The organism is Neoroseomonas eburnea, from assembly GCF_018129005.1.
Lineage (GTDB): Bacteria > Pseudomonadota > Alphaproteobacteria > Acetobacterales > Acetobacteraceae > Neoroseomonas > Neoroseomonas eburnea.
In genome coordinates, this window is record NZ_JAAEDL010000035.1 from 25,467 (window position 1) to 51,580 (window position 26,114).

At 71.1% G+C, this 26,114-nt stretch carries 23 protein-coding genes and 1 pseudogene; 14 read left to right on the forward strand and 10 right to left on the reverse strand.

Annotated features, from left to right (window positions below):
* Positions 1 to 8 precede the first annotated feature (8 nt).
* The 4 genes from GXW74_RS24070 to glsA are packed head-to-tail and all read right to left on the reverse strand — an operon-like array spanning position 9 to position 4,232.
* Entirely contained in the window at positions 9 to 515 is a 507-nt protein-coding gene (locus GXW74_RS24070) for a DUF1269 domain-containing protein (protein WP_211849143.1), read from the reverse strand.
* 39 nt (positions 516 to 554) lie between these two features.
* A complete protein-coding gene (locus tag GXW74_RS24075) occupies positions 555 to 1,538 on the reverse strand; it encodes an asparaginase (protein WP_211849144.1) in 984 nt (327 codons plus the stop codon).
* The gene (locus GXW74_RS24080; RefSeq protein ID WP_246524021.1) at positions 1,535 to 3,184 is read right to left on the reverse strand and encodes an MFS transporter; all 1,650 of its coding nucleotides are present in this window, start codon (positions 3,182 to 3,184) and stop codon (positions 1,535 to 1,537) included. Before GXW74_RS24080 ends, GXW74_RS24075 begins: the two co-directional genes overlap by 4 nt.
* Before the next feature lie 43 nt (positions 3,185 to 3,227).
* Complete coding sequence (glsA, locus tag GXW74_RS24085; RefSeq protein WP_211849145.1) at positions 3,228 to 4,232, reverse strand: glutaminase A; 1,005 nt, start codon at positions 4,230 to 4,232, stop codon at positions 3,228 to 3,230.
* 635 nt (positions 4,233 to 4,867) lie between these two features.
* On the opposite strand from glsA, the gene GXW74_RS24090 reads away from it, so the two are divergent.
* Positions 4,868 to 5,839 (forward strand): Bug family tripartite tricarboxylate transporter substrate binding protein, encoded by a 972-nt coding sequence (locus GXW74_RS24090; protein ID WP_211849146.1) that lies wholly within the window; start codon positions 4,868 to 4,870, stop codon positions 5,837 to 5,839.
* Positions 5,840 to 5,850: 11 nt separating this feature from the next.
* Positions 5,851 to 6,921 carry a TauD/TfdA family dioxygenase gene (locus GXW74_RS24095; protein ID WP_211849147.1) on the forward strand — a complete coding sequence of 357 codons (1,071 nt, stop codon included), beginning with the start codon at positions 5,851 to 5,853 and terminating at the stop codon, positions 6,919 to 6,921.
* Positions 6,922 to 7,402: 481 nt separating this feature from the next.
* On the opposite strand, the gene GXW74_RS24100 is transcribed toward GXW74_RS24095, so the two are convergent.
* A complete protein-coding gene (locus GXW74_RS24100) occupies positions 7,403 to 8,491 on the reverse strand; it encodes a dienelactone hydrolase family protein (protein WP_211849148.1) in 1,089 nt (362 codons plus the stop codon).
* Positions 8,488 to 9,090, reverse strand: a complete 603-nt coding sequence (locus GXW74_RS24105; protein ID WP_211849149.1) for a TetR/AcrR family transcriptional regulator — start codon at positions 9,088 to 9,090, stop codon at positions 8,488 to 8,490. The genes GXW74_RS24100 and GXW74_RS24105 overlap by 4 nt, the downstream gene beginning before the upstream one ends.
* Before the next feature lie 218 nt (positions 9,091 to 9,308).
* On the opposite strand from GXW74_RS24105, the gene GXW74_RS24110 reads away from it, so the two are divergent.
* A complete protein-coding gene (locus GXW74_RS24110; protein ID WP_211849150.1) occupies positions 9,309 to 9,485 on the forward strand; it encodes a hypothetical protein in 177 nt (58 codons plus the stop codon).
* On the opposite strand, the gene GXW74_RS24115 is transcribed toward GXW74_RS24110, so the two are convergent.
* Together GXW74_RS24115 and GXW74_RS24120 are read right to left on the reverse strand one after the other, a co-directional pair.
* On the reverse strand, positions 9,486 to 10,883 hold the full coding sequence (locus tag GXW74_RS24115; protein WP_211849151.1) for a CoA transferase: 1,398 nt from the start codon (positions 10,881 to 10,883) through the stop codon (positions 9,486 to 9,488).
* Positions 10,884 to 10,998: 115 nt separating this feature from the next.
* Positions 10,999 to 12,732, reverse strand: a complete 1,734-nt coding sequence (locus GXW74_RS24120; RefSeq protein ID WP_211849152.1) for an AMP-dependent synthetase/ligase — start codon at positions 12,730 to 12,732, stop codon at positions 10,999 to 11,001.
* Positions 12,733 to 12,814: 82 nt separating this feature from the next.
* Between GXW74_RS24120 and GXW74_RS24125 the strand changes: the two genes are divergently transcribed.
* The 7 genes from GXW74_RS24125 (at position 12,815) to GXW74_RS24155 (ending at position 21,236) form a co-directional block, all read left to right on the forward strand.
* Positions 12,815 to 14,641, forward strand: coding sequence for a M3 family oligoendopeptidase (locus GXW74_RS24125; protein ID WP_408903890.1), 1,827 nt, complete (start codon positions 12,815 to 12,817; stop codon positions 14,639 to 14,641).
* Positions 14,634 to 16,004, forward strand: coding sequence for an ABC1 kinase family protein (locus tag GXW74_RS24130; protein ID WP_211849154.1), 1,371 nt, complete (start codon positions 14,634 to 14,636; stop codon positions 16,002 to 16,004). The genes GXW74_RS24125 and GXW74_RS24130 overlap by 8 nt, the downstream gene beginning before the upstream one ends.
* Positions 16,005 to 16,299: 295 nt before the next feature.
* Positions 16,300 to 17,451 (forward strand): Re/Si-specific NAD(P)(+) transhydrogenase subunit alpha, encoded by a 1,152-nt coding sequence (locus tag GXW74_RS24135; protein WP_211849155.1) that lies wholly within the window; start codon positions 16,300 to 16,302, stop codon positions 17,449 to 17,451.
* 13 nt (positions 17,452 to 17,464) lie between these two features.
* A complete protein-coding gene (locus GXW74_RS24140) occupies positions 17,465 to 17,860 on the forward strand; it encodes an NAD(P) transhydrogenase subunit alpha (RefSeq protein WP_211849156.1) in 396 nt (131 codons plus the stop codon).
* Positions 17,861 to 17,864: 4 nt separating this feature from the next.
* Positions 17,865 to 19,271 (forward strand): NAD(P)(+) transhydrogenase (Re/Si-specific) subunit beta, encoded by a 1,407-nt coding sequence (locus GXW74_RS24145; protein WP_211849157.1) that lies wholly within the window; start codon positions 17,865 to 17,867, stop codon positions 19,269 to 19,271.
* 27 nt (positions 19,272 to 19,298) lie between these two features.
* Complete coding sequence (locus GXW74_RS24150) at positions 19,299 to 20,042, forward strand: sulfite exporter TauE/SafE family protein (RefSeq protein WP_211849158.1); 744 nt, start codon at positions 19,299 to 19,301, stop codon at positions 20,040 to 20,042.
* A gap of 471 nt (positions 20,043 to 20,513) precedes the next feature.
* Positions 20,514 to 21,236 (forward strand): sulfite exporter TauE/SafE family protein, encoded by a 723-nt coding sequence (locus GXW74_RS24155; protein ID WP_338148318.1) that lies wholly within the window; start codon positions 20,514 to 20,516, stop codon positions 21,234 to 21,236.
* Between the two features lie 98 nt (positions 21,237 to 21,334).
* Here the strand turns inward: GXW74_RS24155 and rpsU are convergent, their stop codons facing one another.
* Entirely contained in the window at positions 21,335 to 21,538 is a 204-nt protein-coding gene (rpsU, locus tag GXW74_RS24160; RefSeq protein WP_007006360.1) for a 30S ribosomal protein S21, read from the reverse strand.
* Between the two features lie 183 nt (positions 21,539 to 21,721).
* Between rpsU and def the strand changes: the two genes are divergently transcribed.
* The 3 genes from def to GXW74_RS24175 all read left to right on the forward strand — a co-directional run bounded on the left by def (position 21,722) and on the right by GXW74_RS24175 (position 23,526).
* The gene (def, locus tag GXW74_RS24165) at positions 21,722 to 22,243 is read left to right on the forward strand and encodes a peptide deformylase (RefSeq protein ID WP_211849159.1); all 522 of its coding nucleotides are present in this window, start codon (positions 21,722 to 21,724) and stop codon (positions 22,241 to 22,243) included.
* Positions 22,240 to 22,845, forward strand: coding sequence for a COQ9 family protein (locus GXW74_RS24170; RefSeq protein WP_211849160.1), 606 nt, complete (start codon positions 22,240 to 22,242; stop codon positions 22,843 to 22,845). Before def ends, GXW74_RS24170 begins: the two co-directional genes overlap by 4 nt.
* A gap of 183 nt (positions 22,846 to 23,028) precedes the next feature.
* On the forward strand, positions 23,029 to 23,526 hold the full coding sequence (locus tag GXW74_RS24175; protein ID WP_211849161.1) for a hypothetical protein: 498 nt from the start codon (positions 23,029 to 23,031) through the stop codon (positions 23,524 to 23,526).
* A 204-nt stretch (positions 23,527 to 23,730) separates the two neighbouring features.
* Here GXW74_RS24175 and GXW74_RS24180 read toward each other — a convergent pair whose 3' ends face one another.
* Positions 23,731 to 25,533 (reverse strand): PHA/PHB synthase family protein, encoded by a 1,803-nt coding sequence (locus GXW74_RS24180; RefSeq protein WP_211849162.1) that lies wholly within the window; start codon positions 25,531 to 25,533, stop codon positions 23,731 to 23,733.
* Between the two features lie 245 nt (positions 25,534 to 25,778).
* On the opposite strand from GXW74_RS24180, the pseudogene GXW74_RS24185 reads away from it, so the two are divergent.
* A pseudogene (locus GXW74_RS24185) lies at positions 25,779 to 26,114 on the forward strand (hypothetical protein); the annotation flags it as partial.

Genomic DNA, 26,114 nt, shown 5'->3' on the forward strand with positions numbered 1-26,114 from the left:
GCGCAGCCTCATGCCGGGCGCGGGCCCGACTGCGCCGCGGCGAGCGCCTCGCGCAGCGCCGCTTCCTTCGTCTCGTCGAAGGAGGACCGCAGCACGGTGGCGCCGATCCCCTTGAACTCCGCCAGCACCTTGTCCGCCGTGACCTTGCGGATGAGCAGGAAGAGCGCGGCGTGGCCGGCGTCGAGCGTGGCCGCGACGTCCTTCATGAAGGCGTCGTTGATGCCGACATCGGTCAGCTTGCCGCTGAGCGCCCCCGCGCCGGCGCCGACCGCCGCGCCGGCGAGCGGCATGAGGAACAGCATGCCGATCAGCGTGCCCCACAGCGCGCCCGAGGCCGCGCCCGCCGCCGTCGGGCTGAACACCTGGTTGAGCTTCACCGTGCCGTCGGGCCGCTTCACGGCGACCACCGCGTCGCCGAGCTCGATCAGGTATTCCTTCTGCATGGCGAGCAGGCGCGTGCGCACCTCCTCCGCCTGGGCCTCGGTCGGGAAACCTACGACGAGAAGATCAGCCATGGTGCAGTCCTTTGCATCCGGCCGGCGGGATGCACCGGCTCATTGATAGGGGGCGAAGGCGGTCGCGGCGGCGGCCTGCCCCGCGCCGCCGCGCAAGGCGAGGCCGAGCAGCAGCCGGGCCTTGAGCCCGGAAAGCAGGCCGGCCGGAATCAGCCCGCGCCGGATCAGGTCGATCTCCCCGCCCGGATAGCCGTAGGTGCGGGTGAAGACCGGCCCGGCGGCGGCGCGCGATGCCAGCACCACCGGCATCCGCGCCGCGAGTTCGCCCAGCGCCTGCGCTGCCTCGGCCGGCACGTGGCCTGCGCCCATGCCCTCGATCACCGCCCCGGCGTAGCCGAGGCCGGGCAAGGCGCCGAGCAGCCGCCCGTCGTCGCCCATCGCCCATTTCAGCAGCGCCACCGGGCGCGGCGGCCCGCCATCGGCCGGCAGCACCGGCAGGCGCCCGATGCGGGCGAAGAGGCGCGTCCGCCCCTCCGCCACCGCGCCGATCGGCCCGGCCATCGGCGAGCCGAAGGCGGAGGGCAGGGTGGTGTGGGTCTTCTGCACGAAGCGCGCGGCGTGGATGTCGTAGTTCAGCACCGCGAGAGTGCCGAGGCCGCGCGCCTCCTCGCTCGCCGCCACGCGCGCGGCGGCGAGGAGGTTGGCAGGGCCGTCCGCGCCGGGCGCATCGGCGCCGCGCATCGCGCCGGTGATGACGACCGGCTTGTCGCCCCCCACCAGGAGGTCGAGGAGGAAGGCGGATTCCTCGATCGTATCGGTGCCCTGGATGACGACGGCACCGTCCGCGCCGGCGGCGAAGGCATCCTCGATGCGCCGCGCGACGGCGACCAGGTGGTCGGGCTTCAGGGAAGGGCTGGGCAGCCGGGCAGGGCTGTCCGCCTCGATCCCGGCCACTTGCGCCAGTTCCGGGACGGAGGCGACCAGCTCCGCGGCGCCGAGCTTCGGCGCGATGCCGCCCTCGGCCTGCGGCACCATGGTGATGGTGCCGCCGAGCGAGAGGACGATCAGCCGCTTCCGGCTCACGCTTCCTTCTCCTCCCGCCGGGCGGCGGCGCCGCGCGGCGTGATGCCGTCTGGGATCTCGCCGGGCTTGTAGCCGGGCAGCCGGCTCGCCGGGACGATGGCGAGCGCCGCCACCGCCGCCATGATCAGCAGGCCGATCTTGAGCGCCTGCAGGCGGGATTCGGTGTTGACGCGCACCGCCTCGGCGACCTGGTCGGGCGCGGCGCCGGTGCGCTCCATGATGGCGAGCAGCCGGTCGTTGCTGACGAAGTTGATGCTGTCGAGGTCGATCTGCGAGATCACCGCCGGCGGAAGCTGCGGGTTCTCCGCGATGCGGTAAAGGATGCCGGCGGAGAGCAGCCCGACCAGCAGCGCGCCCGCCACCGCCGTGCCGACGCCGGCGGCGAGGTTCTGCGTCGTGCCGCGCAGCGAGCCGACATCGCCCGCCAGTTCCTTCGGCGCCGCCGTGACCAGCACGTTGAACACCAGCGTCACCAGCGCGCCCTGGCCGAGGCCGAAGGTGATCAGCCCGAACATCACCGGCACCGCCGACCAGTCGTTGCGCACCACGAAGGCGAGCCACAGCAGCCCGACGATGCACAGCAGGAAGCCGCCCTGCGCGATGCGGCGCGGCGTCACCTTGTCGTACAGCCTCACCACCAGCATGGCGGTGAAGAACACCGTCAGGTTGAAGGGCATCATGGCGATCGCCGTCTCGATCGGCGTGCGCCCCTGCACGATCTGGATGTAGAGCGGCACGGTGAAGTTCAGCATGGCCTCGAGCCCGACCACGGTGAACATGGCGTAGACCGCCGCGCGCTCCTCGCGCGAGGTGATGACGCGCAGGTCGAGCAGCGGCGTGCCGCCCTTCATCGCGACGCGGCGGCACCAGCCGATGAAGAGCTGCAGCAGGATCGCCCCGGTCACGATCATCAGCGGCGCCGGGGACATGCCGAAGACATCGAAGGGCGCGCCCGGCCGCGCGACGCCGAGGCCCCAGCGGTTCAGGTTGTTGAAGCCGAACACCACCAGGATGATCGCCGCGGCGGCGAGCAGGACGCCGACGATGTCGATCTTCACCTCCGGCCGCGACTCCTCGGGCTTCAGGCGGAAGGAGAGGGCGAACACCACCGCCGCCAGCGCCACGAGGATGCCGAAGACCGGCCGCCAGCCGATGAAGGTGCCGAGCATGCCGCCGATCAGGAAGGCCGCGACGCCCGCGCCGGCGCGCGCCGAGCCCAGCGCGCCCACCGCCGTCGCCTGCTGCGCGCCGCGGTAGTGGTGCGCGATCAGCGCCACCAGCGCCGGCACGATCACCGCCGCCGCCAGGCCCGCGAGGAGCTGCGCCGCCAGCATCACCGTCGCCGCCGGCGCGATCACCATCAGTACCTGCGCGACGGCGAAGAGCCCGACCACGACCCGGAACACCGCGGTGGAACCGAAGCGCTGCACCAGCTTCGCGCCCAGCATGACGAAGCCCGCCACCGAGAGCGAATACATCACGATGCCGGTCGCCACCGTGGTCGGCGGCACCTCGAAGCTCGCCACCATGCCGGCCAGCGAGACGGGCAGGGCGGCGACGTTGAAGGACATCAGCACCTGGCCGAGCGCGATCGCGATCATCGGTACCCAGGATTGTCGGGTCTCGGCCTCGGCCGTGCCGCTCATCGGTCGTTTCCCCTGCTTTCGTGATTCGTGCTCGCGTCGCGCCTCACGCTGCGGGCTGCGAGGCGAAGAGATTGAGGCCCAGCCGCTCCGACAGGAAGCGCGTCACGAGCTGTCCGCGCACGCTGTTGCCCGCGGCGTCGAGCGGCGGCGAGAAGACACCGAGCCCGCCCTTGCCCGGCGCGATCGTCACCAGCCCCCCGGCGACGCCGCTCTTGCCCGGCAGGCCCACTTCGTAGAGCCAGTCGCCGGACTGCTCGTAGAGGCCCGCGGTCGCCATCACGGCGAGGATGCGCTTGCAGCGTTCGGCATCGACGACGCGTTCCCCGGTGATCGGGTTCACGCCGCCGTCGGCGAGCGTCGCGCCCATCACCGCGAGGTCCCGCGCGGTGACGTTCAGCGCGCATTGGCGGGTGTAGATGTCGGTCGCCTCGTCCGGGTCGCTGTACATCCGCCCGTAGCCGACCAGCAGCCGGGCGATGCCCTGGTTGCGCTGGTTGGTTGCGGCCTCGGAGGCATAGACCTCCTCGTCCATCCGCAGCTCGCGCCCGGCGAAGCGCGAAAGGCCTTCGCGGATGAAGCGCCAGCGTTCCTCGGCATTGGCGCCGGGGGCGAGGCTGGTGGTGGCGATCGCGCCGGCATTGACCATCGGGTTCATGGTGCGCTCGGCGTTGAGCTCGATCGCCATGACGGAATTGAACGGCAGGCCGGTGGCGTTGACGCCCACGCTCGCCCGCGCACGGCCGCCGCCGAGCGCCTGGCAGACCAGGGCGAAGACGAAGGGCTTGGAGATCGACTGGATCGAGAAGGCGCGGTCGGTGTCGCCCACCGCATGGGTGACGCCGTCGACGCCGGCGACGCAGATGCCGAACCAGTCGGCGGAGGCTTTGGCCAATGCCGGGATGTAGTCCGCGACCTTGCCGTCCCCGACGTCGCGATAGCGTTGCCAGGCTTCCTCCACCAGCGTGTCCACGGTCGGGTTGGGCGGCAGGTGGCCGGTCGAAACCATCGCCGGGCCGAACGCCTCATCGGCGTGCAGTCGGTCGTGCATCCGCAGCTTCCTTCCCCGACGTCATGGATGCCGCAATGCGTATGCAGCATGCCGCAATCCGAGTCGCCGTTGCAGTATCGATCCAAGACCGATATTGGCCCCGATGCAAAGTCTAAAGCCGCTGTCGCCGTTGTGATCGGCGGTGCGTCCCGCCCTTGGGCAAGGCGTTCCAACCTGCGGCGTTTGTCATGCCCCGGACGGCGCGCCGGGCCGGGCGGCGCGAAGCCGCATGACCGTCTTCGCATCCGACGCGGAATGACACTCCCCGGAGTTCGGAGGACAACTCATGCCGCCAGCTCGCCGGGGTCGAGGTTGAGAGCGCACCGCCCGACGTGGCCGCGCTGCTGCGTTGCGGGATGAGGCCCGTGGCCGCCGCGTGTGCGACATGCCCGGCCGCCTTCGTGCCATGCCGCGCCGCGACGCAGGGCGGGCGCGTCGTTACCGCACGGTTCGCGGAACGCGATGCGATGTTCGTTCGGCGATGCGGTCCCCCCCCCCCGAGGGCCTCGGAAGGAGGCAGCCCTGCCGCAGCTCTGGTCAGGCGCCGGGCCCGCGGCGCCGATCGGCGCCACCTCCCCGATTGACCGCCGGGGCCGGGGAGGGGCGTAGTGTCGCCTTTCCGCCGGAAGACGCCCATGACCTTGCTGCGCCGATCGCTGCCCGCCCTGCTCTCCCTCGCCGCGCCGGCGGCCATGGCCCAGGCGCCGGCCTGGCCCGCGCGGCCGATCCGCTTCGTGGTGCCCTGGCCGCCGGGCGGGCTCAACGACCTCATCGCGCGGGCCTTCAACGACCGCGTCGGCGCCGCCCTCGACCAGACCATCGTCAACGACTTCAAGCCCGGCGCCGGCGGGCGCATCGGCGTTGCCGAGGTCGCCCGCGCCGCGCCCGACGGCTACACCATCGGCATGGGCAATCTCGGCCCGCTGACCATCTTCCCGAACCTCTACCGCGACATGCCCTTCGACGTGGCACGGGATCTCGCGCCGGTGACGATGTTCGCGGCCTCCCCGCTGGTGCTCGTGATCAACAAGGACCTGCCGGTGAACTCCGTCGCGGAGCTGATCGCCCTCGCCAAGGCGCAGCCGGGGAAGCTGAACTACGGCTCGGTCGGCATCGGCACGGCGCAGCACCTGATCTTCGAGATGTTCAGGCAGCGCGACGGCATCGCCATGGAACACGTTCCCTATCGCGGCAACGCCGACAGCCTGATCGCGCTGCTCGCCAACGACATCCAGGCGATGTTCGAGACCTTGCCGACCATCCTGCCCGCCATCCGCGACGGACGTGTGCGGGCGCTCGCCGTCACCACGCCCGCGCGCGTGCCGCAGCTTCCGCAGGTGCCGACCCTGGCGGAGGCCGGCCAGCCCGGCATCGAGGTCGTCACCTGGTATGCGGTGATCGCACCGGCGCGCACGCCCGAGCCGGTGCTCGACCGCCTCTACGCCACCTATACCGAGGTCGCGCAACTTCCCGAGATGCAGCGCTTCCTCGCCGAGCAGGGGCTTATCTACCTGCCCAACACCCGCGCCGGCTTCGCCCAGCGCATCGCGGCGGAATCCGCCCGCTGGGCGGGCATCATCCGCGACCGCGGCATCAGCGTGAACTGAGGGACAACGCCATGGACAACGCCATCACCCCGATCGGCGGCGCCGCCGCCTGGCGCGGCGCGGAACTCGCCACCCGCGGCTTCTGGCCCCGCCGCCTCGCCGCCGAGGAAGTCGCCGCGCTCGAATCCGCCCTTGCCGCGGTCAAGGCCGCCGGCCGCAAGGTGCCGGCCATCGCGAAGCAGCATTTCGTCATCCCGGCCCTCGCCCCGCTGCTTGCCGCGGTCACCGAGGAACTCGAGAACGGCGCCGGCGTCGTGCGGCTCTCGGGCCTGCCGGTGGAGCGCCTGTCGCGCGACGATCTCAAGACGCTGTTCTGGGGCCTGTGCGCCAATATCGGCACCCCGCTCTTCCAGAACACCACCGGCGAGGTGCTCGCCGAGGTGAAGGACGAGACCGGGCAGGGCATCGCGGTGACCGGCGGCGGGCCGGGGCCGGTGCCCTCCGCGCGGGCACGCTCCCGCTCCACCGGGCCGCTGCGCTTCCACACCGACAAGTGCGACCTGCTCTGCCTCCTCTGCGCCTCCAACGGCATCGCCGGCGGCGTGTCGCGCGTCGTCTCCACCGTCGCGATCCATGACGAGATGGCGCGCCGGCGACCCGACCTGCTGCGCGTGCTCTACCAGGATTTCTGGCGCATGCGACCGACCGACGAGGAGGGCGCCAAGCACAGCGACCGCGTCTTCCGCATGCCGGTCTTCGCGCGCGGGCCGAGCGGCGCCTTCACCAGCCAGTACAGCCGCACCTATGTCGAGATGGCGCATGACCAGCCGGGGGTGCCGCCGCTGCGGCCCGAGCAGGTCGAGGCGATGGACGTGCTTGCCGCGATCGCCGACGAGCTTTGCGCCGAGGCGCCCTTCACGCCGGGCGATATCCAGCTGCTGAACCAGCACGTCACCTACCACGGGCGCACCGCCTATGCGGATGACGCGGCGGCAGGGGCGCATCGCGTGCTGCTGCGCATCTGGCTCGCGGTGCCATTCAGCCGCGCGCTGCCGGAAGGGCACCGCGTGCAGTGGGGGGCGACGGAAGCGGGGGCGCTGCGCGGGGGTGCGATCCTCGGGCGGAGCGCGATCGCGGCATAGGCCAGATCCCGATCAGGTGGCATCACCCGATCGGGTGAAGGTGTTCGCGATTCATGCCAGCGGCCCGACTTCGTGACTCGTGCCGAGGCCGCGACGGGCAGCCGGTCACCTTGCCTTGCAACGTGGCCCGGTATCCGGAATGCGGCCCGCCGGTGGTCCGGCGAAGCCAGGCAAACCGGAAGTTTGCGCCCGGCGCCTGAGGGCACGGAAAGCCGGATTCCGGCGGTCGCGAATAGCGGCCGTTGGTGTCAGGAGGCTGGAGCGGTCGTCGGCAGGCCAGGCGAACGGAAGCCGCTCCCGGGAAAGGCCGGGGAAGAGCTCGCGCGGACCCCCACCTTCCATGTCCGTCACCAGGGCGCACCGGCGGAAAGGACACGAGGCGGGGCCAGGGCGGGCGAGGCGGTGACGGCGCGCGGGCTGGCGGGGTGGTCACGCGCGGAAACAGAATGCTGATGCCGGTCAGCACGAAGGCCGGCGGACTTCACGCACCGAGGAACCAGTCCAGGATCGCGGCATTCGCCTCGCGCGGGTAGGCATGGGCGAGGTCCGGGATCTCCTCGTGACGGACCGCGGCACCGGCGGCCGCCAGCACGTCGGCCGCGCGCTCCGCCGTCTCGGGCGGGAACATCCAGTCGCGTTCGCCGTGCAGGATGAAGACCGGCAGGCCGCGCAGCCGCGCAGGATCGGTGATGCTCACCATGATCGGGTGGAAGGCCGCCGCGACCGGCGCGACATGCGAATAGGCCGCCTCCGCGCCGAGACCATGCAGGTACGAGAAGGTGCCGCCGTCGCTCATCCCGGTCAGCAGCATGCGGGACGGATCGACCGACCATCCCTTCGCCACCTGCGCGACCAGCCGCGTGATGTTCGCGCCGTCCTGCGCCGGATCCTGCAGCGACCAGGTGCGGCCCGTGGCGGTCGGCGCGAGCAGGATGCAGCCGCGGGAACGTGCCTCCCGCAGCCAGTTCCACAGGAAAGCCCTGCCATCCCCGCTGCCGCCATGCAGCGCGACGATCAGTGGCCAGGGCCGTGACGGCTCGTGGTACTCGGGCACGTAGAGCGATGCGCCACCGCGCGTGCCGGGTGGCCCGCCGATCGCCATCGTGCCGGTGCCGTCCTGGCCCGGCCGCGCGGCGAGGCTGGCGATGAGCGCCGTATCGTCCCGCGCGTGCTCCGTCAGGAAGAACCGGCCGACGGGCGTGAGGAAGGCGGCGAGAGGGTACAGCGCCTCGCAGGCCGGCGCGTAGCTCCGCACGGCGCGGAAGGCCGCGCGCAGCGGGTCCGGCGCGTCCATCGCGGAGCTCAGCTCCATCAGGCCGCGCTGCGCCGCCTCGGCGGCCCCGACCAGGCAGTCCCGCACCGGCGCAAGCCCCTCCGGCCAGTGCAACGCGCGGGCGGCTTCGAGCGCTGGGCCGAGCTGCGATCCCCGCGTGCCGATCGCCGCGGTCAGCGCCTGCAGCGTGTCGGGGTCGAGGTGGCGGGCGGCATGCTCCAGCACGGCCAGCGCATCGAGGACCGCCGGCACCAGGCGGCCCATCGCCTCGCCGGCGGCGTCGCGCGATGTGCTCATGCCGCGTCGGTCGCGATCATCGCCTGGAGCTCGGCGATCAGCCCCTCATCCCCCGGCACGTCGAGGATGCCGCCGAGATGCAGGGAGATGCCGCCATGCAGCAGGATCAGCACCTTCATCACCGCGCGGCGATTCGCGGCCGGGCTCGCCGCCGGATCGCCGAACAGCCGCAGCCCCACCGTGATGCCGAACTGCGCGGCGCGCTGCAGCCCTGGCCTCCGCTTCATCGTCGCGTGCGGGCGGCTCTTCATCAGCCAGTAGAGTGCGGGGTTGTCCACCGCGAAGCGGACATAGGCGGCGATGAACTCGCCCCGGGTCGCAGCGCTCTCCAGCCCTGCCGCGAGCCGCAGATACCCCTGCTCGGCCACCGCATCGAGCAGCGCCTGGCGATCGGCGAAGTGGTTGTAGAGGGAGCGGTGCGCCACGCCGACCTTCTGCGCGACGGCCCGCAGGCTGAGCTTCTCGTGCCCCTCGGCCACCACGAGTTCCAGGGCCGCCTGGGTCGCGGCGGCCGGAAGGTTGCCGTGGCGATAGCTCTCCCGCCCGGACGGGGTGGTGTCATCGGGCGGCGCGGCGTGGCGGTGATGCTCCCTCTCCATGGCCCCAGATGGCGGGTTTCCGGGCCGGGAATCAATCATTCCCCGCCGCGCGAACTCCCATTGCCCGGATGATCGCATCACGAGATCCATCCATTGGATCCAATAAGGAAGACGGGCCATGCCGAATACCCGCAGCCGCACCGTCACCTGGGAAGCCGGCGCGCTGCCGCCGAGCCTGCTGGTGCTGGTGCCGCAATCCGAGCGCGGCGCTGGCGTTGATGTCGGGCGTCGCCAATGCCGCCGCCTTCGCCGCGATCGTCGCGGTTGGCCTGGTGCTGCATGCGACCGGCGGGGCGCACAGCATCCTCGCCTGGCGCGTCACGCTGGTGCTGATCGCCGCCGGCTCCGCCCTGACGGCGCTGGCGATGCTGTGGCTCGATCGCCGGCGCGGCTGATCAGGCCAGCCAGGCGGGGGGATGGCTGCCGAGCGGCATCGCCGGCAGCGTCCAGCGCGCCGGGGTCTCGCTCAACACCGCGCTGTGCCGCACGGCCGTCATTTGGCCGAAGCCGCTCTCGCCGGACTCGAGGAGCCTGGCGACCGCGGCGTCGGGAACTTCCGGCGCGGCGAGCCCGCCCGCGACGCGCCCGAGCCGCTTGATCCACTCCCCCGTGCCGGCCAGCGAAACCTGCACGAGCCAGGACCCGCCTTCCTGCGCGCGGCGCAGCAGCGCCGCCATGGCGCCGAAGGCGAGCAGGTAGCCCGAGGCGTGGTCGATCGCCTGGCAGGGCAGGGGACGTGGCCTGGCCTCGCCGGCGGCCACGGCTTCCGCGTCATTGATGCCGTTGGCGTTCTGCACCAGGGAATCGAAGCCGCGCCGCCCGGCCCAGGGACCGAGATGCCCGTAGGCGGAGAGCGAGACGCAGACGATCCCGGGACGCAGCGCGGCAAGCTGCTCCGGCGCGAAGCCGTGGCCCGCCATCGCGCCCGGCCGATAGCCCTGAAGGAACACATCCGCGCCGGCGGCGAGCCCGCGCAGCCGCGCCCGGTCGGCTTCCTGCCGCAGATCGAGTGCCGCATTGCGCTTGCCGCGCCCGGTATCCATGACGAGCGCCGGGATCGAGGGCAGGTGCGGCCCCGTGATGTGCAGCACCTCGGCGCCATGCGCGGCGAGCGTCCGCCCGGCGACCGGTCCGGCGATGACCCGCGTGAGGTCGAGCACGCGCAGCCCCGCGAGCGGCCGCGCGGCAGCCGGCGGCAGCGGGGTGGGTGGCGCCTCGCCGATGCGCTCGATCGTCACGGCGGGCAGCCCGGCCGCCGCCTGGCCCTGGGGCTGCGACGCCCATTCGTCGAGGCTGCGCGTCATGGTCGCCACCAGGCCGGCCTCGGCGGCGGCGGTTTCCAGCGCCTCGGCCGTCCAGCCCTGCAGGGCGCGGCCGACCGCATCGCGGTCGTAGTCGCAGCCGAGCAGCCGCAGCATGCCGTCGCGGTGGTGCGGGAAGTTGGTGTGCAGCCGCACCCAGCGCCCGTCGCCGCACTGGTGCAGCCCGGCGATCCGGTCCCAGCCCTCGTGCACCCGTTTGCCGCCGATCCTCAGATGGTGCTCGGAGCGGAACTCGGTCAGTGCATGGGCCATGTCCACCGCGAGCCGCTGCCGCCCGCCACCGCGCGCGGCGTGGATGCCGGCCGCCGCGGACCCGGCGGCGGCGATGCTCGCCACCGCGGCGGTGCCGACCGCGAAGGTGGACGGCAGCACCGGATCCGTGCCGGAGAGCGCGACCTCCGGCAGGGCGGCGGCATCGAGCCCCGCGAGGCGCCAGAGCGCGGCGAGGGAGTCGCGGGGGGCGATGGTCATGCGGCAGCCTCGCGCCTCCGCGGCCAGCGGTCCAGGCCTCGCCCGATGTCGGGCTGAAGCGCGACGAAGGTCGTGATGGGCAGCCGCCGGAGCAGGTCCTGCGCGACCGGCCCCTTCAGCCCCAGAGCTTCTCCGCCTCCGCCGTGCGCGCCTCGATCGCCGCGCGGCGCTTCACCTTCTGGGTCGGCGTCAGCAGGCCGTTCTCGATGGTGAAGGGTTCGGTCACCGCCCAGTGGCGGATGCGCTCGATGGTCGGCAGCTTGGCGTTCACCCGGCGCACCGCCTCGGCCACCTTCTCCGCCATGCCCTCGTTCGGGACGATCAGGGCGACGAGCGCCGGCTTGCCTTCGCCGGAGACGAGCGCCTGGTGCACCTCCGGCTCGGCCATCAGCAGACATTCGATCTTGGCCGGGCTGACCATGTCGCCGCCGAGCGTCTTGATGAAGTCCCGCTTGCGGTCGGTGATGCGGAGATAGCCGTCCTCCAGCGCGCCGATGTCGCCGGTGTGCAGCCAGGGGGCTTCGCCGGGCGGGTCCCCGGGCAGGGGCTTGAGCGAGGAGGCCGTCGCCTCCGGGTTGTTCCAGTAGCCGGTCATCACCAGGTCGCCGCGCACCAGCACCTCGCCATCCTCGGCGATGCGGCATTCGACGCCCTTGAGCGGCGGACCGACGGTGTGGCGCCGGTTGGCCCAGGGCAGGTTGACGCTGACCACCGGCCCGGCCTCGGTCTGCCCGTAGCCCTGGATCACCGGCAGGCCGAGGGCGATGAAGAAGCCCGAGAGTTCCGGGTCGAGCCGCGCGCCGCCCGAGACCATCGCCCGCAGCCGCCCGCCGAATCGCGCCCGCGACTTCTCCCGCACCAGGCGGTCGAGCACGGCATCCTGCAGCCTCTCGAACAGGCCGAGCGGCGGGCCGTCCATCCGGCGCAGGCCGAGCTCCACGGTGCGGTCGAACAGCCGGCGCTTGAAGGCGCTCTCCTTCTCGAGGCCGTGCAGGATGCGCCCGCGCAGCACCTCGAACAGCCGGGGAACGGCGGTGACGATGGCCGGCCTGATCTCCGCGAGTTCGTGCGCGAGCCGGTCCGCCCCGCGCGAATAGACCACCTCCAGCCCCAGCGAGGGCAGCAGGAAGCCGCCCACCGTGTGCTCGTAGGCGTGCGACAGCGGCAGGAAGGAGAGGTAGCATTCCCCGATCAGCCCGAGCCGCTTGACCAGCGGCGCGACGCCGTCCCGGTTCGCCAGCAGCGCGCGGTGCGGCAGCATCACCCCCTTGGGCGGGCCGCCGGTGCCGGAGGTGTAGATCAGGCAGGCGAGGCTGTCGCTCGGCACGGCGGCCGCCTCGGCCGCGAGCATCGCGGGGTCGCCAGGGGTCGCCAGGGCCTCGGCCCAGCCGTGAGCCACGAGGCCAGCCTGGGCGGGCGGGTCCTCGCAGCAGACCAGCAGGTCGAGGCCATCGGCGAGGGCCGCGCCTTCCAGCACCCGCTCGGCGAGCCTGCGGGTCGAGACGATCGCCGCCCGCGCCCCCGAATCGCGCAGGATATGCGCGTGGTCGCCCGGCAGGTTGGTGGTGTAGGTCGGCACGGTGATGGCGCCGACCGCCATGATGGCGGTGTCGGCGATCGGGAATTCCGGGCGATTTTCGCTGACCAGCAGGACGCGGTCGCCAGGGCCGATGCCGCGGCCGCGCAGGAAGGCCGCGACCGCGGCTACCTGCACCGCGAAATCCCCCCAGCGCAGCGATTGCCAGGCGCCGCCCTGCCAGTGGCGGAACAGCGGGCGGTCGGCCCATTCCGCCGCCCGCGACAGCATCATCGCCGGCAGCGTCGGCCAGGTCCCTGGCGAATACGGCATGTATCTTCCCCGCAATGTCCTCGGGGGATGTAGGGGCGGCGGAAGCGCTTGGCCAAGTCCTCGTTTCGCCTATATGGGCAGCGTGACCCGCAAGCATCTCCCCACCCCCGCCCGCGCCCCCCTCGACGCCGCCGCCGCGGAAGCCGCGCTGCCCGTCTGGGACCTCTCCGACCTCTATGCCGGGCCGGACGACCCGCGCCTCGCCGCCGACCTCGACCGCACCGAGCAGGAGGCCCGCGCCTTCGAGGCGCGGCTCTCCGGTCATCTCGGCGGGCTGGCGGGCGATGCCCTGGCCCAGGCCATCTCGGAATACGAGGCGATGTGGGAGCGGCTCGGCCGCGTCACCTCCTTCGCCGGGCTGCTCTTCAGCGGCGATGCGCAGGATCCGGCCAACGGCCGCTTCTACCAGACGACGCAGGAGAGGGTGACGACCATCTCCTCCCACCTGCTGTTCTTCACGCTGGAGCTGAACCGGCTCGAGGACCAGGCGCTGGAGGCGAAGGCCGCCGGCTCCGCCGCCCTCGCGCATTGGCGCCCCTGGCTGCGCGACCTGCGCGTCTTCCGCCCGCACCAGCTTTCGGACGAGGCCGAGAAGCTGCTGCACGAGAAGGAGGTCGCCGGCCGTTCCGCCTGGGTGCGCCTGTTCGACGAGACCATCGCCACCATGAAGGTGAAGGTGGGCGAGGAGGAACTGACGGTTTCCGCCGCGCTCAACCGCTTCTCGGACCGTGACCGCGCGCGCCGCGCGGCGGCGGCGGAAGGCATCTCGGCGGCCTTCGGGGAGCGGGTGCGGCTGTTCTCGCTGATCACCAACACGCTCGTGAAGGACAAGGAGATCGAGGACGGCTGGCGCCGCTACCCGCGCCCCGGTTCCTACCGCAACCGCTCCAACATGGTGGAGGACGAGGTGGTGGACGCGCTCGTCTCCGCCGTCCGCGCCTCCTACTCGCGCCTGTCGCACCGCTACTACGCGATGAAGGCGAAGTGGCTCGGCCTGCCGAAGCTGCAGCACTGGGACCGCAACGCGCCGCTGCCGGACGAGGACGACCGGCTGGTGCCCTGGCCCGAGGCGGTGGAGCGCGTGCTGGCCTCCTACGCCGCCTTCAGCCCGGAGCTCGCGGCGATCGGCAGGCGCTTCTTCGACAAGCCGTGGATCGATGCGGCGCTGCGGCCGGGCAAGGCGTCCGGCGCCTTCGCGCATCCGACGGTGCCCTCGGCGCATCCCTATCTGCTGCTGAACTACCACGGCAAGGCGCGCGACGTGATGACGCTGGCGCACGAGCTTGGGCATGGCGTGCACCAGATCCTCGCCGGCGGGCAGGGCTACCTGATGTCCTCGACGCCGCTGACGCTGGCGGAGACCGCCTCGGTGTTCGGCGAGATGCTGACCTTCCGCGCCGTGCTCGATGCCGAGACCGACCCGCGCCGCCGCCGCGCCATGCTGGCCGGCAAGGTCGAGGACATGCTGAACACGGTGGTCCGCCAGATCGCCTTCTACCGCTTCGAGACGCTGCTGCACGACGAACGCCGCAAGGGCGAGGTCGCGCATGAGCGCATCGCCGAGCTGTGGATGCAGGTGCAGACGGAAAGCCTCGGCCCGGCCTTCGAGTTCACGCCCGACTACGGCGTCTACTGGTCCTATGTGCCGCACTTCGTGCACACGCCCTTCTACGTCTATGCCTACGCCTTCGGGGATTGCCTCGTGAACGCGCTGTATGGCGTCTATCGCGACGGGGGCGTGCAGGACTTCGAGGGCAAGTACCTCGACATGCTGCGCGCCGGCGGCACGCTGCGGCACCGGGAACTGCTCGCGCCCTTCGGGCTGAACGCGGCGGACCCGGCCTTCTGGGCGAAGGGCCTCGATGTGATCTCGGGCTTCATCGACGAGCTCGAGCGCGCGGATGGCTGAACGGGAAGGCAGCACGCTGTTCGGGGAGGCGCGGCGCATGCTGCGCACCTCCGGCGCCGTCACCGGCATCGCCGCGCGCGTCGCCGGGCAGCGCATCTTCGGCATGAAGGGCGGCGCGGCATCCCATGCGGAGGACCTCAAGGCCATCCTCGGCGGACTCAAGGGGCCGATGATGAAGGTGGCGCAGTTCCTCTCCACCGTGCCGGACGCGCTGCCGCCGGAATACGCCAAGGAACTCGCGACCCTGCAGGCCAATGCCCCGCCCATGGGCTGGCCCTTCGTGCGGCGGCGCATGGCGAACGAGCTCGGCCCCGCCTGGGAATCGAAATTTGCTTCCTTTGAGCGCGAGGCGGCGGCGGCGGCCTCGCTCGGACAGGTGCACCGTGCGGTGCTGCCGGATGGCGGCCGCGTCGCCTGCAAGCTGCAGTATCCGGACATGGCCTCCGTTGTGGAGGCCGACCTACGCCAGCTCAAGATCGCCATGGCGATCTATCGCCGCATGGACCCGACGCTCGAGAACGACGAGGCCTATCTCGAGCTCGCCGACCGGCTGCGGGAGGAGCTCGACTACCTGCGGGAGGCCGCGCAGCAGCGGCTCTATGGCCTGATGCTGGCAGGCGTGCCCGGCGTGCGCGTGCCGGAACCGGTCGAGGGCTACTGCACCCGCCGGCTGCTGACCATGACCTGGCTCGAAGGCCGCGCCATCCAGGCCCGCATCGACGAGGACCCGCCGGAGGAGGAGCGCGCCGCCTATGCCCGCGCCCTGTTCCGTGCCTGGTACGTGCCCCTGTATCGCTACGGCGTCATCCATGGCGACCCGCATCTCGGCAACTACCAGGTGCGCGGCGAATGCCCGGAGAATGGCGGCTGGGGCATCAACCTGCTCGACTTCGGCGTGATCCGCGTCTTCCCGCCGGCCTTCATCGGCGGCGTGATCATGCTCTACGAGGCGGTGCGCGACGACGATTTCGACAAGGCCGCCGAGGCCTACCGAATCTGGGGCTTCCGCGACCTCAAGCGGGAGACGATGGAAGTGCTCAACATGTGGGCGCGCTTCCTCTACGAGCCGTTGCTCGATGATCGCGTGCGGCCGATCCAGGTCAGCGACGACCCGATGTACGGGCGCAGGATCGCCGAGCAGGTGCATGCCGGGCTGAAGCGCACCGGCGGCGTGCGGGTACCGCGGGAATTCCCGCTGATGGACCGGGCGGCGATCGGGCTGGGTTCGGTGTTCCTGCGGCTCGGGGCGAAGGTGAACTGGCACGACCTGTTCCACGAGCTGGTCGCGGATTTCGACGAGACCAGGCTCGCCGAGCGGCAGCAGGCGGCGCTGGCGCAGGCCGGCGTTCCGGCGCCGGCCTGATGTCGTGCCTGTCCGCTTCCGTCGCCGGATCTCCGGCGAAAGTAGCGGGCAGCACATTGGGGAGGTCTCCGTTCGCCCTGGTGCAGGATGACCGCTCCGGCGCCCTGTTGGGCGACCATCTTCACCCGGAGGGCTGATTCCGCCCGGTCGCGATCCGCCCTGGCGGCGCCCGCCGCGAGACCGGCCGTTCGGAGTTGGGTGGGGCGAGCAGGCCGTCACCGCGCCGCGCTGGACACCCCGCCGCGCCCCCTGTAGGTCCGATGCCGTACGAGTTGGGCGCAGGGAGACCTCCCGGATGAAGCTTGCGGTCCTGAAGGAACGTCGGAGCGGGGAGACCCGCGTCGCGGCAACGCCCGAAACCGTCAAGAAATTCACCGCCATGGGCCTCGAGGTGACGGTGGAGCAGGGCGCGGGCCTTGCCTCCGGCCTGACCGACGTGGCCTTTGGCGAGGCCGGGGCGAAGCTCGCCGGCTCGGCGGCCGAGACGCTGGCCGGGGCCGACATCGTGCTGAAGGTCCGCGCGCCGCTCGCCGCCGGGGAAGGGGAGGTGGACGAGTTCGCCGCCATCCCGAGGGGAGCACTGCTGATCGGCATCCTCGGCGCCGACGCCGAGGGCGCCGCGCGCTACGCCGCGGCCGGGATCGACGCCTGCTCCATGGAATTGCTGCCGCGCATCACCCGCGCGCAGTCGATGGACGTGCTGTCGTCCCAGGCGAACCTCGCGGGCTACCGCGCGGTGATCGAGGGCGCGGCAGCCTACGACAAGGGCTTCCCGATGATGATGACGGCGGCCGGGACGGTGCCGGCCGCCAATGTCTTCATCATGGGCGCGGGCGTCGCCGGGCTGCAGGCGATCGCGACGGCCCGCCGCCTCGGTGGCCGCGTCTCCGCGACCGACGTCCGGCCGGCGGCGAAGGAGGAGATCAAGTCTCTGGGTGCCAGCTTCGTCGGCTACGAGGATGAGGAGAGCAAGGCCGCCCAGACCGCCGGCGGCTATGCCAAGCAGCTCTCGGCCGAATTCTACGCCAAGCAGGCGGAGGTGGTCGCCGGCCACATCGCCAAGCAGGACGTCGTGGTCTGCACCGCGTTGGTGCAGGGGCGCCGCGCGCCGACGCTGGTCACCGCCGCCATGGTCGCCTCGATGAAGCCGGGCTCGGTGATCGTGGATATCGCCGCCGATGCCGGCGGCAATTGCGCGGTCACGCAGCCGGGCGAGCTGGTGGTGACCGGGAACGGCGTGAAGGTGCTGGGCTTCACCAACTGGCCCGGGCGCCTGCCGGCGGCTTCCTCGGCGCTCTATGCGCGCAACCTCCTCACCTTCCTGTCCACCTTCTGGGACAAGGACGCCAAGGCGCCGAAGCTGCCGGAGGAGGACGAGATCGTGAAGGGCGTGACGCTGACGCGCGGCGGCGCCGTGGTCCATCCGCTGATGAAGCCGGCGGCGTAAGGGGGCAGGGACGATGAACGCGACGGAACTCGCAACACAGGCCCAGTCCATGGCGCAGCGCGCGCTGGAACTGGCCGAGCAGGCGAGGCGCGCCGCCGAGGCGGCCGCCCCCGTGGCCGCGGCCGCGGAGCCCTTCCTCTATCTGCTGACGATCTTCCTGCTGGCCTGCTTCGTCGGCTACCACGTGGTGTGGAACGTCACCCCGGCGCTGCATTCGCCCCTGATGGGCGTGACCAACGCGATTTCCTCGGTGATCGTGGTGGGCGCCATCCTCGCCGCCGGCACGGCCGATACGGTGGTGGCGCGGATCTTCGGCTTCCTGGCCGTGACGCTCGCCGCGGTGAACATCTTCGGCGGCTTCATGGTGACGCGGCGCATGCTCGCGATGTTCAAGAAGAAGGGGGGCTGAGCCGATGGCGACCACGCTTTCGACGCTCGCCTACCTGGTCGCGTCGGTTCTCTTCATCCTGGCGCTGCGCGGGCTGAGCCACCCCGAGACCAGCCGTACCGGCAACATGTACGGCATGATCGGGATGGGCATCGCCATTCTCGCCACGCTGTTCAAGCCGGGCATGGGCTTCGGCGGCATCACGCTGATCGTCGCCGGCCTCGCCATCGGCGGCACTGTCGGCACCATCGTCGCCCAGCGGATCCAGATGACGGCGCTGCCGCAGCTCGTCGCGGCCTTCCACTCGCTGGTCGGCATGGCGGCGGTCTTCGTCGCCGCGGCCGCTTTCTACGCGCCCGAGAGCTTCGGCATCGGCACGCGCGGGCACATCCACGGGCAGTCGCTGGTGGAAATGTCGCTCGGCCTGGCCATCGGCGCGATCACCTTCTCGGGCTCGGTTATCGCCTTCGCCAAGCTGGCGGGAAAGATGTCGGGCGCGCCGATCACCTTCAACGGGCAGCATTGGCTGAACCTCGGCCTCGGCATCCTGCTGCTGGTGCTGGTCATCACCTTCGTCGCCACCGGCAACGGGCTGCTGTTCTGGCTGATCGCGATCCTGTCCTTCGCGCTCGGCTTCCTGCTGATCATCCCGATCGGCGGGGCGGACATGCCGGTCGTCGTCTCGATGCTGAACAGCTACTCCGGCTGGGCGGCGGCGGGCATCGGCTTCACCATCGGCAACCTGCTGCTGATCGTGACCGGCGCGCTGGTGGGCGCCTCGGGCGCCATCCTGTCCTACATCATGTGCAAGGGCATGAACCGCAGCATCATCAACGTGCTGCTGGGCGGGTTCGGGTCCGAGGGCGGCACGGCCGCGGCCGGCGGCGGCGACGCCGACCGGCCGCCGGTCAAGGCCGGCTCGCCGGAAGACGCCGCCTACATGATGAAGAACGCGCAGAAGATCATCATCGTGCCGGGCTACGGCATGGCGGTGGCGCAGGCGCAGCAGGTGCTCCGCGAGATGGCGGACCTGCTGAAGAAGGAAGGGGCGGAGATCAAGTACGCGATCCATCCCGTCGCCGGCCGCATGCCCGGGCACATGAACGTGCTGCTCGCGGAAGCGAACGTGCCCTACGACGAGGTCTTCGAACTCGAGGAGATCAACCCCGAATTCGCCGATGCCGACGTCGCCTTCGTCATCGGCGCCAACGATGTCACCAATCCGGCGGCGAAGACCGACAAGTCGAGCGCGATCTACGGCATGCCGATCCTCGACGTGGAGCGCGCCAAGACGGTGTTCTTCGTGAAGCGCGGCATGGCCTCCGGCTACGCGGGCGTGGAGAACGAGCTGTTCTACCGGCCGAACACGATGATGCTGTTCGGCGACGCCAAGAAGGTGACGCAGGAGGTCGTGCAGGCGCTGCAGCGGTAGCTGCTGCGCCACGGAGGAGGGGCACGCATGGACGACCTCCTTCTGTTCGTCGTGGTCGGCTTCGCCGCCCAGATGGTCGATGGCGCCATCGGAATGGCCTACGGCGTGACCGCGACGAGCGTGCTGATGTCGATGGGCATACCTCCGGCGGTTGCCAGCGCCAGCGTGCATGCCGCCGAGGTCGTCACCACGGGCGCCTCGGGCTTCGCCCATTGGAGGGTGGGCAATGTCAGCCTGCACCTGATGGCGCGCCTTGCCATTCCCGGGGTCTGCGGCGGGGTGCTCGGCGCCTATGTGCTGACCGACCTTCCTGTGGCCTATGTCAGGCCGGTGGTCGCCGCCTGGCTCATCGCGATGGGCGGCCTCATCCTGTTCAGGGCGTTGCGACCGCCGTCCGAGGACAGGACGCCGCACAACCCGACGCTGCTCGGTTTCGGCGGCGGCTTCCTTGATGCCATCGGCGGCGGCGGCTGGGGGCCGGTCGTGGCCTCCACGCTGATCGGCCGGGGCAATGTGCCGCGGCTGGCGATCGGCTCGACCAATGCCGCGGAATTCTTCGTCACCTTCTCAGTCACGATCACCTTCTTTGCGACCATCGGGCTGGAGCTTTGGCCGGTGATCCTGGGGCTGGTGCTCGGCGGCTGCCTGGCCGCGCCCTTCGCCGCCCTGATCACGAGGAAACTGCCGGACCGGCCGCTGATGATCATCGTCGCGGTCGTGATCATGCTGTTGTCTCTGCGCAACATGTTGATCTCGCTCGGCCTGGAATAGAGCGGCTTCCGTTCGCACGGGTTCGTGGCGGCCGCTGCGGCTCTTCACTCGGACGGGCTGCTTCACCGGTCAGGCGATTCGATCTGTCGGGATCTGCTCCAGTGGGCGCGGATGGTTCACGCGCCGGCGAGCCCCGGCGGAGCGGGGATCTGCCGGATTCCGGCCCCCGCCCCCTCCTGCGGAGCACGGCGGGGCTAGAGCGGCTTCCGTTCGTCTCCGCTCACGGCAAATGCTCCAGACACCTGCTTTCGCGAGCATCTTCACCCGATCAGGTGAGGTCCACCTGATCGGAATCCGCTCTAGGCGCGGTCCTCCCAACCCGGCGCGGCCTGTGGCAAGCTTCAGTGCGCAGGAGCGCGTGACGCGCGACGGCGGGGAGAATGCGTCGCCGGCGCCACCGGCAAGGCGTTGGTGGCGGTCATCTGATCCGGAGGACCTGCCCTGACTACGGAGATCCTGCTTTTCGTCGCCATCGGCTTCGTCGCCCAGTTCGTCGATGGCGCAATCGGCATGGCCGGCGGCGTGACCGCCAGTGCCTTCCTCCTCTCTGCCGGGGTTCCGCCCGCCGTTGTCTCGGCCGGCGTGCACACGGCCAAGATCGGTACGGCCATCCCCTCGGGCCTTGCCCATTGGCGGCTCGGCCATGTCGACATGAAGCTGATGCGGCGCCTCGCCGTGCCGGGGATGATCGGCGGCGTGGCGGGGGCGCTGGTCGCGAGCTACCTGCCGGTCGAATTGCTGAAGCCCGCGGTCAGCATCTACCTCGTGGTCATGGGTTTCGCCGTGCTCCGCCGGTCCTGGCATCCGGTGGAGCGTTCCGACAGGCACCACGCCACCGCCTCGGTGGTCGGCGCCGGCGGGGGGTTCCTCGATGGCGTGGTCGGGGGCGGCTGGGGGCCGATCGTCACGTCGAGCCTGATCGCGCATGGCGCCGAACCGCGCATCGCGATCGGCACCTGCAATGCGGCGGAATTCTTCGTTGCCGCGATCGTCAGCGCGACCTTCGCGGCCACCATCGGTCTCGGGATATGGCAGGTCGTCGTGGGGCTGGTGATCGGCGGGGCGGTGGCCGCCCCCTTCGCGGCGCTCGCGACCCGCCATATCCCCGAGCGCCCGCTGATGGCGGTGGTCGGCCTCGCCATCCTGCTGTTGGCGGGTTCGGCCCTGCTGCGGCAGTTCGACCTGGTCGGCTGAACCATCGGCGCAGCAAAAACCGCGGACCGCGGAGCATCCCCCGCGCCGCGGCTTCGGCGTCTCGCTGCCGCCCCGTGGCCGGGGTGGCGGTCAGGGCTTCAGAAGCCCTCGCGCTCCAGGCGCTTGCGCTCGACCTTGCGGGCGCGGCGGACGGCCTCGGCGGCCTCGCGCGCACGACGCTCGGACGGCTTCTCGTAGTGGCGGCGAAGCTTCATCTCGCGGAAAACGCCTTCCCGCTGGAGCTTCTTCTTCAGCGCCTTCAGCGCCTGGTCGATATTGTTGTCCCGAACGACGACTTGCACGCGGCGCAACCTCCTGCGCGTTGGATGTGGCGAAAGGCAAAGGCTTTTGGCGCGGCCGGTCACCCGGTCCGCGGCAGAGGCGCAGCGTGTAGCATGGATTCGTGCCGTTCCGGAAGCCCTCCCATGCTGGCGAGGCGCCCTATATCAAGGACGGCGCCCCCTTTCCCCAGCCCTCGGACCGCCATGGCCATCCTGAAGATCGCCCGCATGGGCCACCCAATCCTCCTCGCCGCCGCCGCCGAGGTGGAGGACCCGACCGCGCCCGAGATCCGGCGCCTGGTCGCCGACATGGCCGAAACCATGGAGGATTCCGGCGGAATCGGCCTCGCCGCGCCGCAGGTCCATGTCGGGCTGCGCCTCTTTGTATGGCGCACCGGGGCGGGGGGTGTTTCCGCCCTCATCAACCCCGAACTGGAGCAGGTGGGGGAGGAGACCGAGACCGCCTGGGAAGGCTGCCTGTCCATCCCCGGCCTGCGCGGCGCGGTGCGGCGGGCCACGCGCATCCGCTTCCGCGGCCTCGACATCGACGGCCAGGCCGTCGAGGGGGAGGCGGCGGGCCTCGTCGCCCGCGTCATGCAGCACGAGACCGACCACCTCGATGGCGTCCTCTACCCGATGCGCATGGAGGATCTCTCGCTGTTCGGCTTCCATGAGGAACTCGCCCGCGCCGCCGCCGAGCGCGCCGCGGTCAAGGAGGAGACATGACCAACCCGACGGAGCACGCCGACCGCGCCAGCCGCGACGCGGTCATCCGCGCCCTGCTGCCCCTGGTGCCCGCGCGCGGCTGGACCGGTCGGGCCATCGCCGCGGCGCTGCATGAGGCCGGCCTGCCCGAGGAGGAGGCCATCTTCCTCTTTCCCCGTGGCGCCGTCTCGGCGGTGGAGGCCTGGCTCGACCTCGCCGACCGCGAGATGGCCGAGGCCGCGGGCGAACTGTCCGGTCTGCGGACGCCGGACCGCATCCGCAGCCTGATCGCGACCCGGCTGCGTCAGGCCACGCCGCACAAGGATGCGGTGCGGCAGGCGGTGGCGCTGCTTGCGCTGCCGTGGCATGCGCCGACCGCGCTGCGCACCGCCGGGCGCACCGTCAGCGCCATGTGGTACGCCGCCGGCGACACCTCGGCCGACTTCTCCTGGTACACGCGCCGCGCGACCCTGGCCGCGGTCTATGGCGCCACGCTCGCCTTCTGGCTGCGCGACGATTCCGAGGATCTCGGTCCGACGCTGGACTTTCTCGACCGACGGCTGGCCGATGTCGCGCGGGTCGGGCGCTGCCGTCGCCGCGCGACGAAGGTGCAGGCTGCCTGAGGTTACGGCGGTGTCTTCACGCCGCACCGCAACACCTTGGTTCGGCTGGCGATTGATGCGCAATTTCTGTTCCATCGTGGCGCGGAACGGGCTATGAGCGCGACCAGGAGCCATGTCGCAGTCGCCCGCGGACGGACGGCAGCGCCAGGCCCGGCCCATTCCTGAAGGGAGCGCCTGGCGCCCATGACCAAGACCCGCACCGTCCTTGCCGCGATCTGCGGCGTCGTCCTGGCAGGCCCCGCCCTGGCCAATGCCTGCCTCCGGCCCGAGGAGCGCAGCGCCCTCGATGTCCGCGCGCTGCGCACCTACCTGATGGTGAGCGCGCTGAACTGCCAGAAGGGCGAGAGCTACAACCAGTTCGTCCGCCGCTTCGGCACCGAGCTCGGCGTCGCCGAGCGCGCCGCCACGGCGCATTTCAGCCGCAGCTTCGGCGGGCAGGGGCGCACGCGTCTCGATTCCTACAACACCAACCTCGCGAACGAGCATTCCGAGGACGCGATCCGCAGCGGCTCCTTCTTCTGCCGCGACGCGGAGCCGCTGTTCCAGCGTGCGCTGGCGACGCCGGGCGCCGATCTTGCGAAGCTGGCGGCCGAGCGCAACATTCCGCAGAACTACACCGCCAGCGATTGCCCGGCCGGCGGCGCCGCGGCTCGGCAGCCGGCACGCGCCAGCCGCCGCTGATCCTGCCGGCGGATCACGACGAGGGGCGGCCCACGGGCCGCCCTTTTCGCGTTGCAGGGTCGGCTTGGCTGCGCCATGCGCGGCTTCGCTTTCGTCCGCGCCATGCGCGGCTTCGCTTTCGTCCGCGCCATGCGCGGCTTCGCTTTCGTTGCGGCCTGCGGTCGGGTCCGGGGCGTACGGGCTGCGCGGCGGCCGGGCGCCGGGTCAGTCGGTCGCCATCACCTTGACGTAGGAGCCCGGCGCTTCCTCGATCGCGGGCAGCGCGCCCTCGCCGGGGATGCGTGCGGGCACCATGGTCTTGTCGAGCCCGCTGACCCAGCGATGCCAGTCCGGCCACCAGGATCCGGCGAGTTCGGTCGCGCCCTTGAACCAGGCCTCGGGATCGGGCGGCAGTTCCTCGTTGATCCAGTGGCTGTACTTGCCGGCATCCGGCGGGTTGGCGACGCCGGCGATATGGCCGGAGGCGGCCAGCACGAAGCGCACCTTCCCCTTGTAGATCTGCGTCGCGCGGTAGGTGGAGGTCCACGGCGCGATGTGGTCCTCCCGCGTGCTCAGGATGTAGGTCGGCACCTTGATCTTCCGCAGGTCGAGCGGCACGCCGAGCAACTCCACCCCGCCCGGCTTCACCAGGTCGTTCTGCTGGTACATCCGGCGCAGGTAGAAGCTGTGCATGCGCGCCGGCATGCGGGTGGAATCGTCGTTCCAGTAGAGCAGGTCGAAGGGGAAGGGCTCCTGGCCCATCAGGTAGTTGTTGACCACGAAGGACCAGATCAGATCGTTCGCGCGCAGCATGTTGAAGGTGGTCGCCATCTCCCGGCCCTCGAGGTAGCCGAGCTTCGACATCTTCTCCTCGAGCGCGGAGAGCTGCTCCTCGTCGATGAAGACGCCGAGCTCGCCGGCCTCCTCGAAGTCGATCATCGTCGTGAAGAAGGTCGCGCTCTTCACGCGGGTGTCCTTCTTCGCCGCCATGTGCGCCAGCGTGGAGGCGAGCAGCGTGCCGCCGAGGCAATAGCCGATGACGTTCGCACCCTTCTCCCCCGTCGCCTTCTCGATGGCGTCGAGCGCGGCATAGGGGCCTTCGAGCATGTAGTCGTCGAAGCCCTTCTCGGCGAGCTTCTCGTCCGGATTGACCCAGGAGATGACGAAGACCGTGTGGCCCTGTTCCACCGCCCAGCGGATGAAGGAGTTCTTCGGCCGCAGGTCGAGGATGTAGAACTTGTTGATCCAGGGCGGGATGATCAGCAGCGGCCGCTTCAGCACCGTCTCGGTGGTCGGCGCGTACTGGATGAGCTGCATCAGGTCGTTCTGGAACACCACCTTGCCGGGGGTGACGGCGATGTTCTCGCCGACCTTGAACTTGGTGTCGTCCGTCATGCGGATCTTGAGCTTGCCGCGTCCGCGCTCGAGGTCCGTGAGCAGGTTGGACAGGCCACGCAGCAGGTTCTCGCCGCCGGTCTCCGCGGTGCGGCGCAGTACCTCCGGGTTGGTCATCAGGAAATTCGTCGGGCTCATCGCGTCGACGAACTGCCGCGTGTAGAAGTCCACCTTCTGCGCCGTATGGGTGTCGAGCCCCTCGGTGCCTTCCACCACCGAGCGGAAATAGCGTGCGGAGAGAAGGTAGGTCTGCCGGATGAAGTCGAAGATCTCGTGCTCGCGCCAGGCCTCGTCCTTGAAGCGCCGGTCCTTGTCGTCCTCGGCGATCACCGGCTGCGGCTCTTCGCCCAGCATGCGCCGCGCGGTGTTCTGCCAGAGGGTGAGGTAATCGTGCCAGAAGCCGAGCTGCGCCTGCACCAGCCGCGCCGGGTTGGCCATCAGCCGCGTGGTCATCTCGAGGAAGGCGTTGCCGATCTTGAGCGGGTCGGGATCCGTCGTGCTGCCCGCCTGGCGCTTGAGGAAGTCCGAGACGATCCGCTGCCCCCGCTCGGCGACGTCGGCCATGGTTCGGCTGACCAGGGCGGGGTCCGGAAGCCGGAAGGACGCTGCGGAGGGAGACTCTTTGTCGGCCATCGGGGGTTCCGGTACCTGCGAAGTGGCCCTGGCCTTCGCGTGCCGGCCGATTCGGGCTACCGCTTCGCCGAGCACGGGGCAGGGGCGGGGTGACCGGTCGGATGGGCCGCGAAACAGGGCTTTGGCACGGTAGGGGCCCCCAACGGGGCGATCAAGCACGGTGGGCGGCGCTGCTGCCGCTGCTGCTCTGCATGGGTTGCAGCGCGGGGCAGGGACCGGAATCGATCGGCCCGATCTGGAGCCGCGTGACCGGCCCCGCCTTCGAGGGGCGCGAGGCGCCGCCAGGTGCCGACAGCCCCTTCCCGAACCTGGGCACGATTCCGCCGCGCCCGGTGGTGGCCGACCCCGCGGTGCGCGACGCCCTGACGGCCGCGCTGGCCGAGGAAAGGCAGCGCAGCCGCAATCCGCTCGACCCGGAACGGCGGCCCGAGCCGGTGCGGCCGGCCGGCACGCCGGGCGACCGCGCCATGCCGATGCGCGCACCGGGGCCACCCCCGCTCGCCGCGGCGCCGCGCGTGCCATGGGACGAGGCCCCGCTCGCCTGCCCCGTCGCCCCGGCCATGACCGCCCCCGCCGCGCCG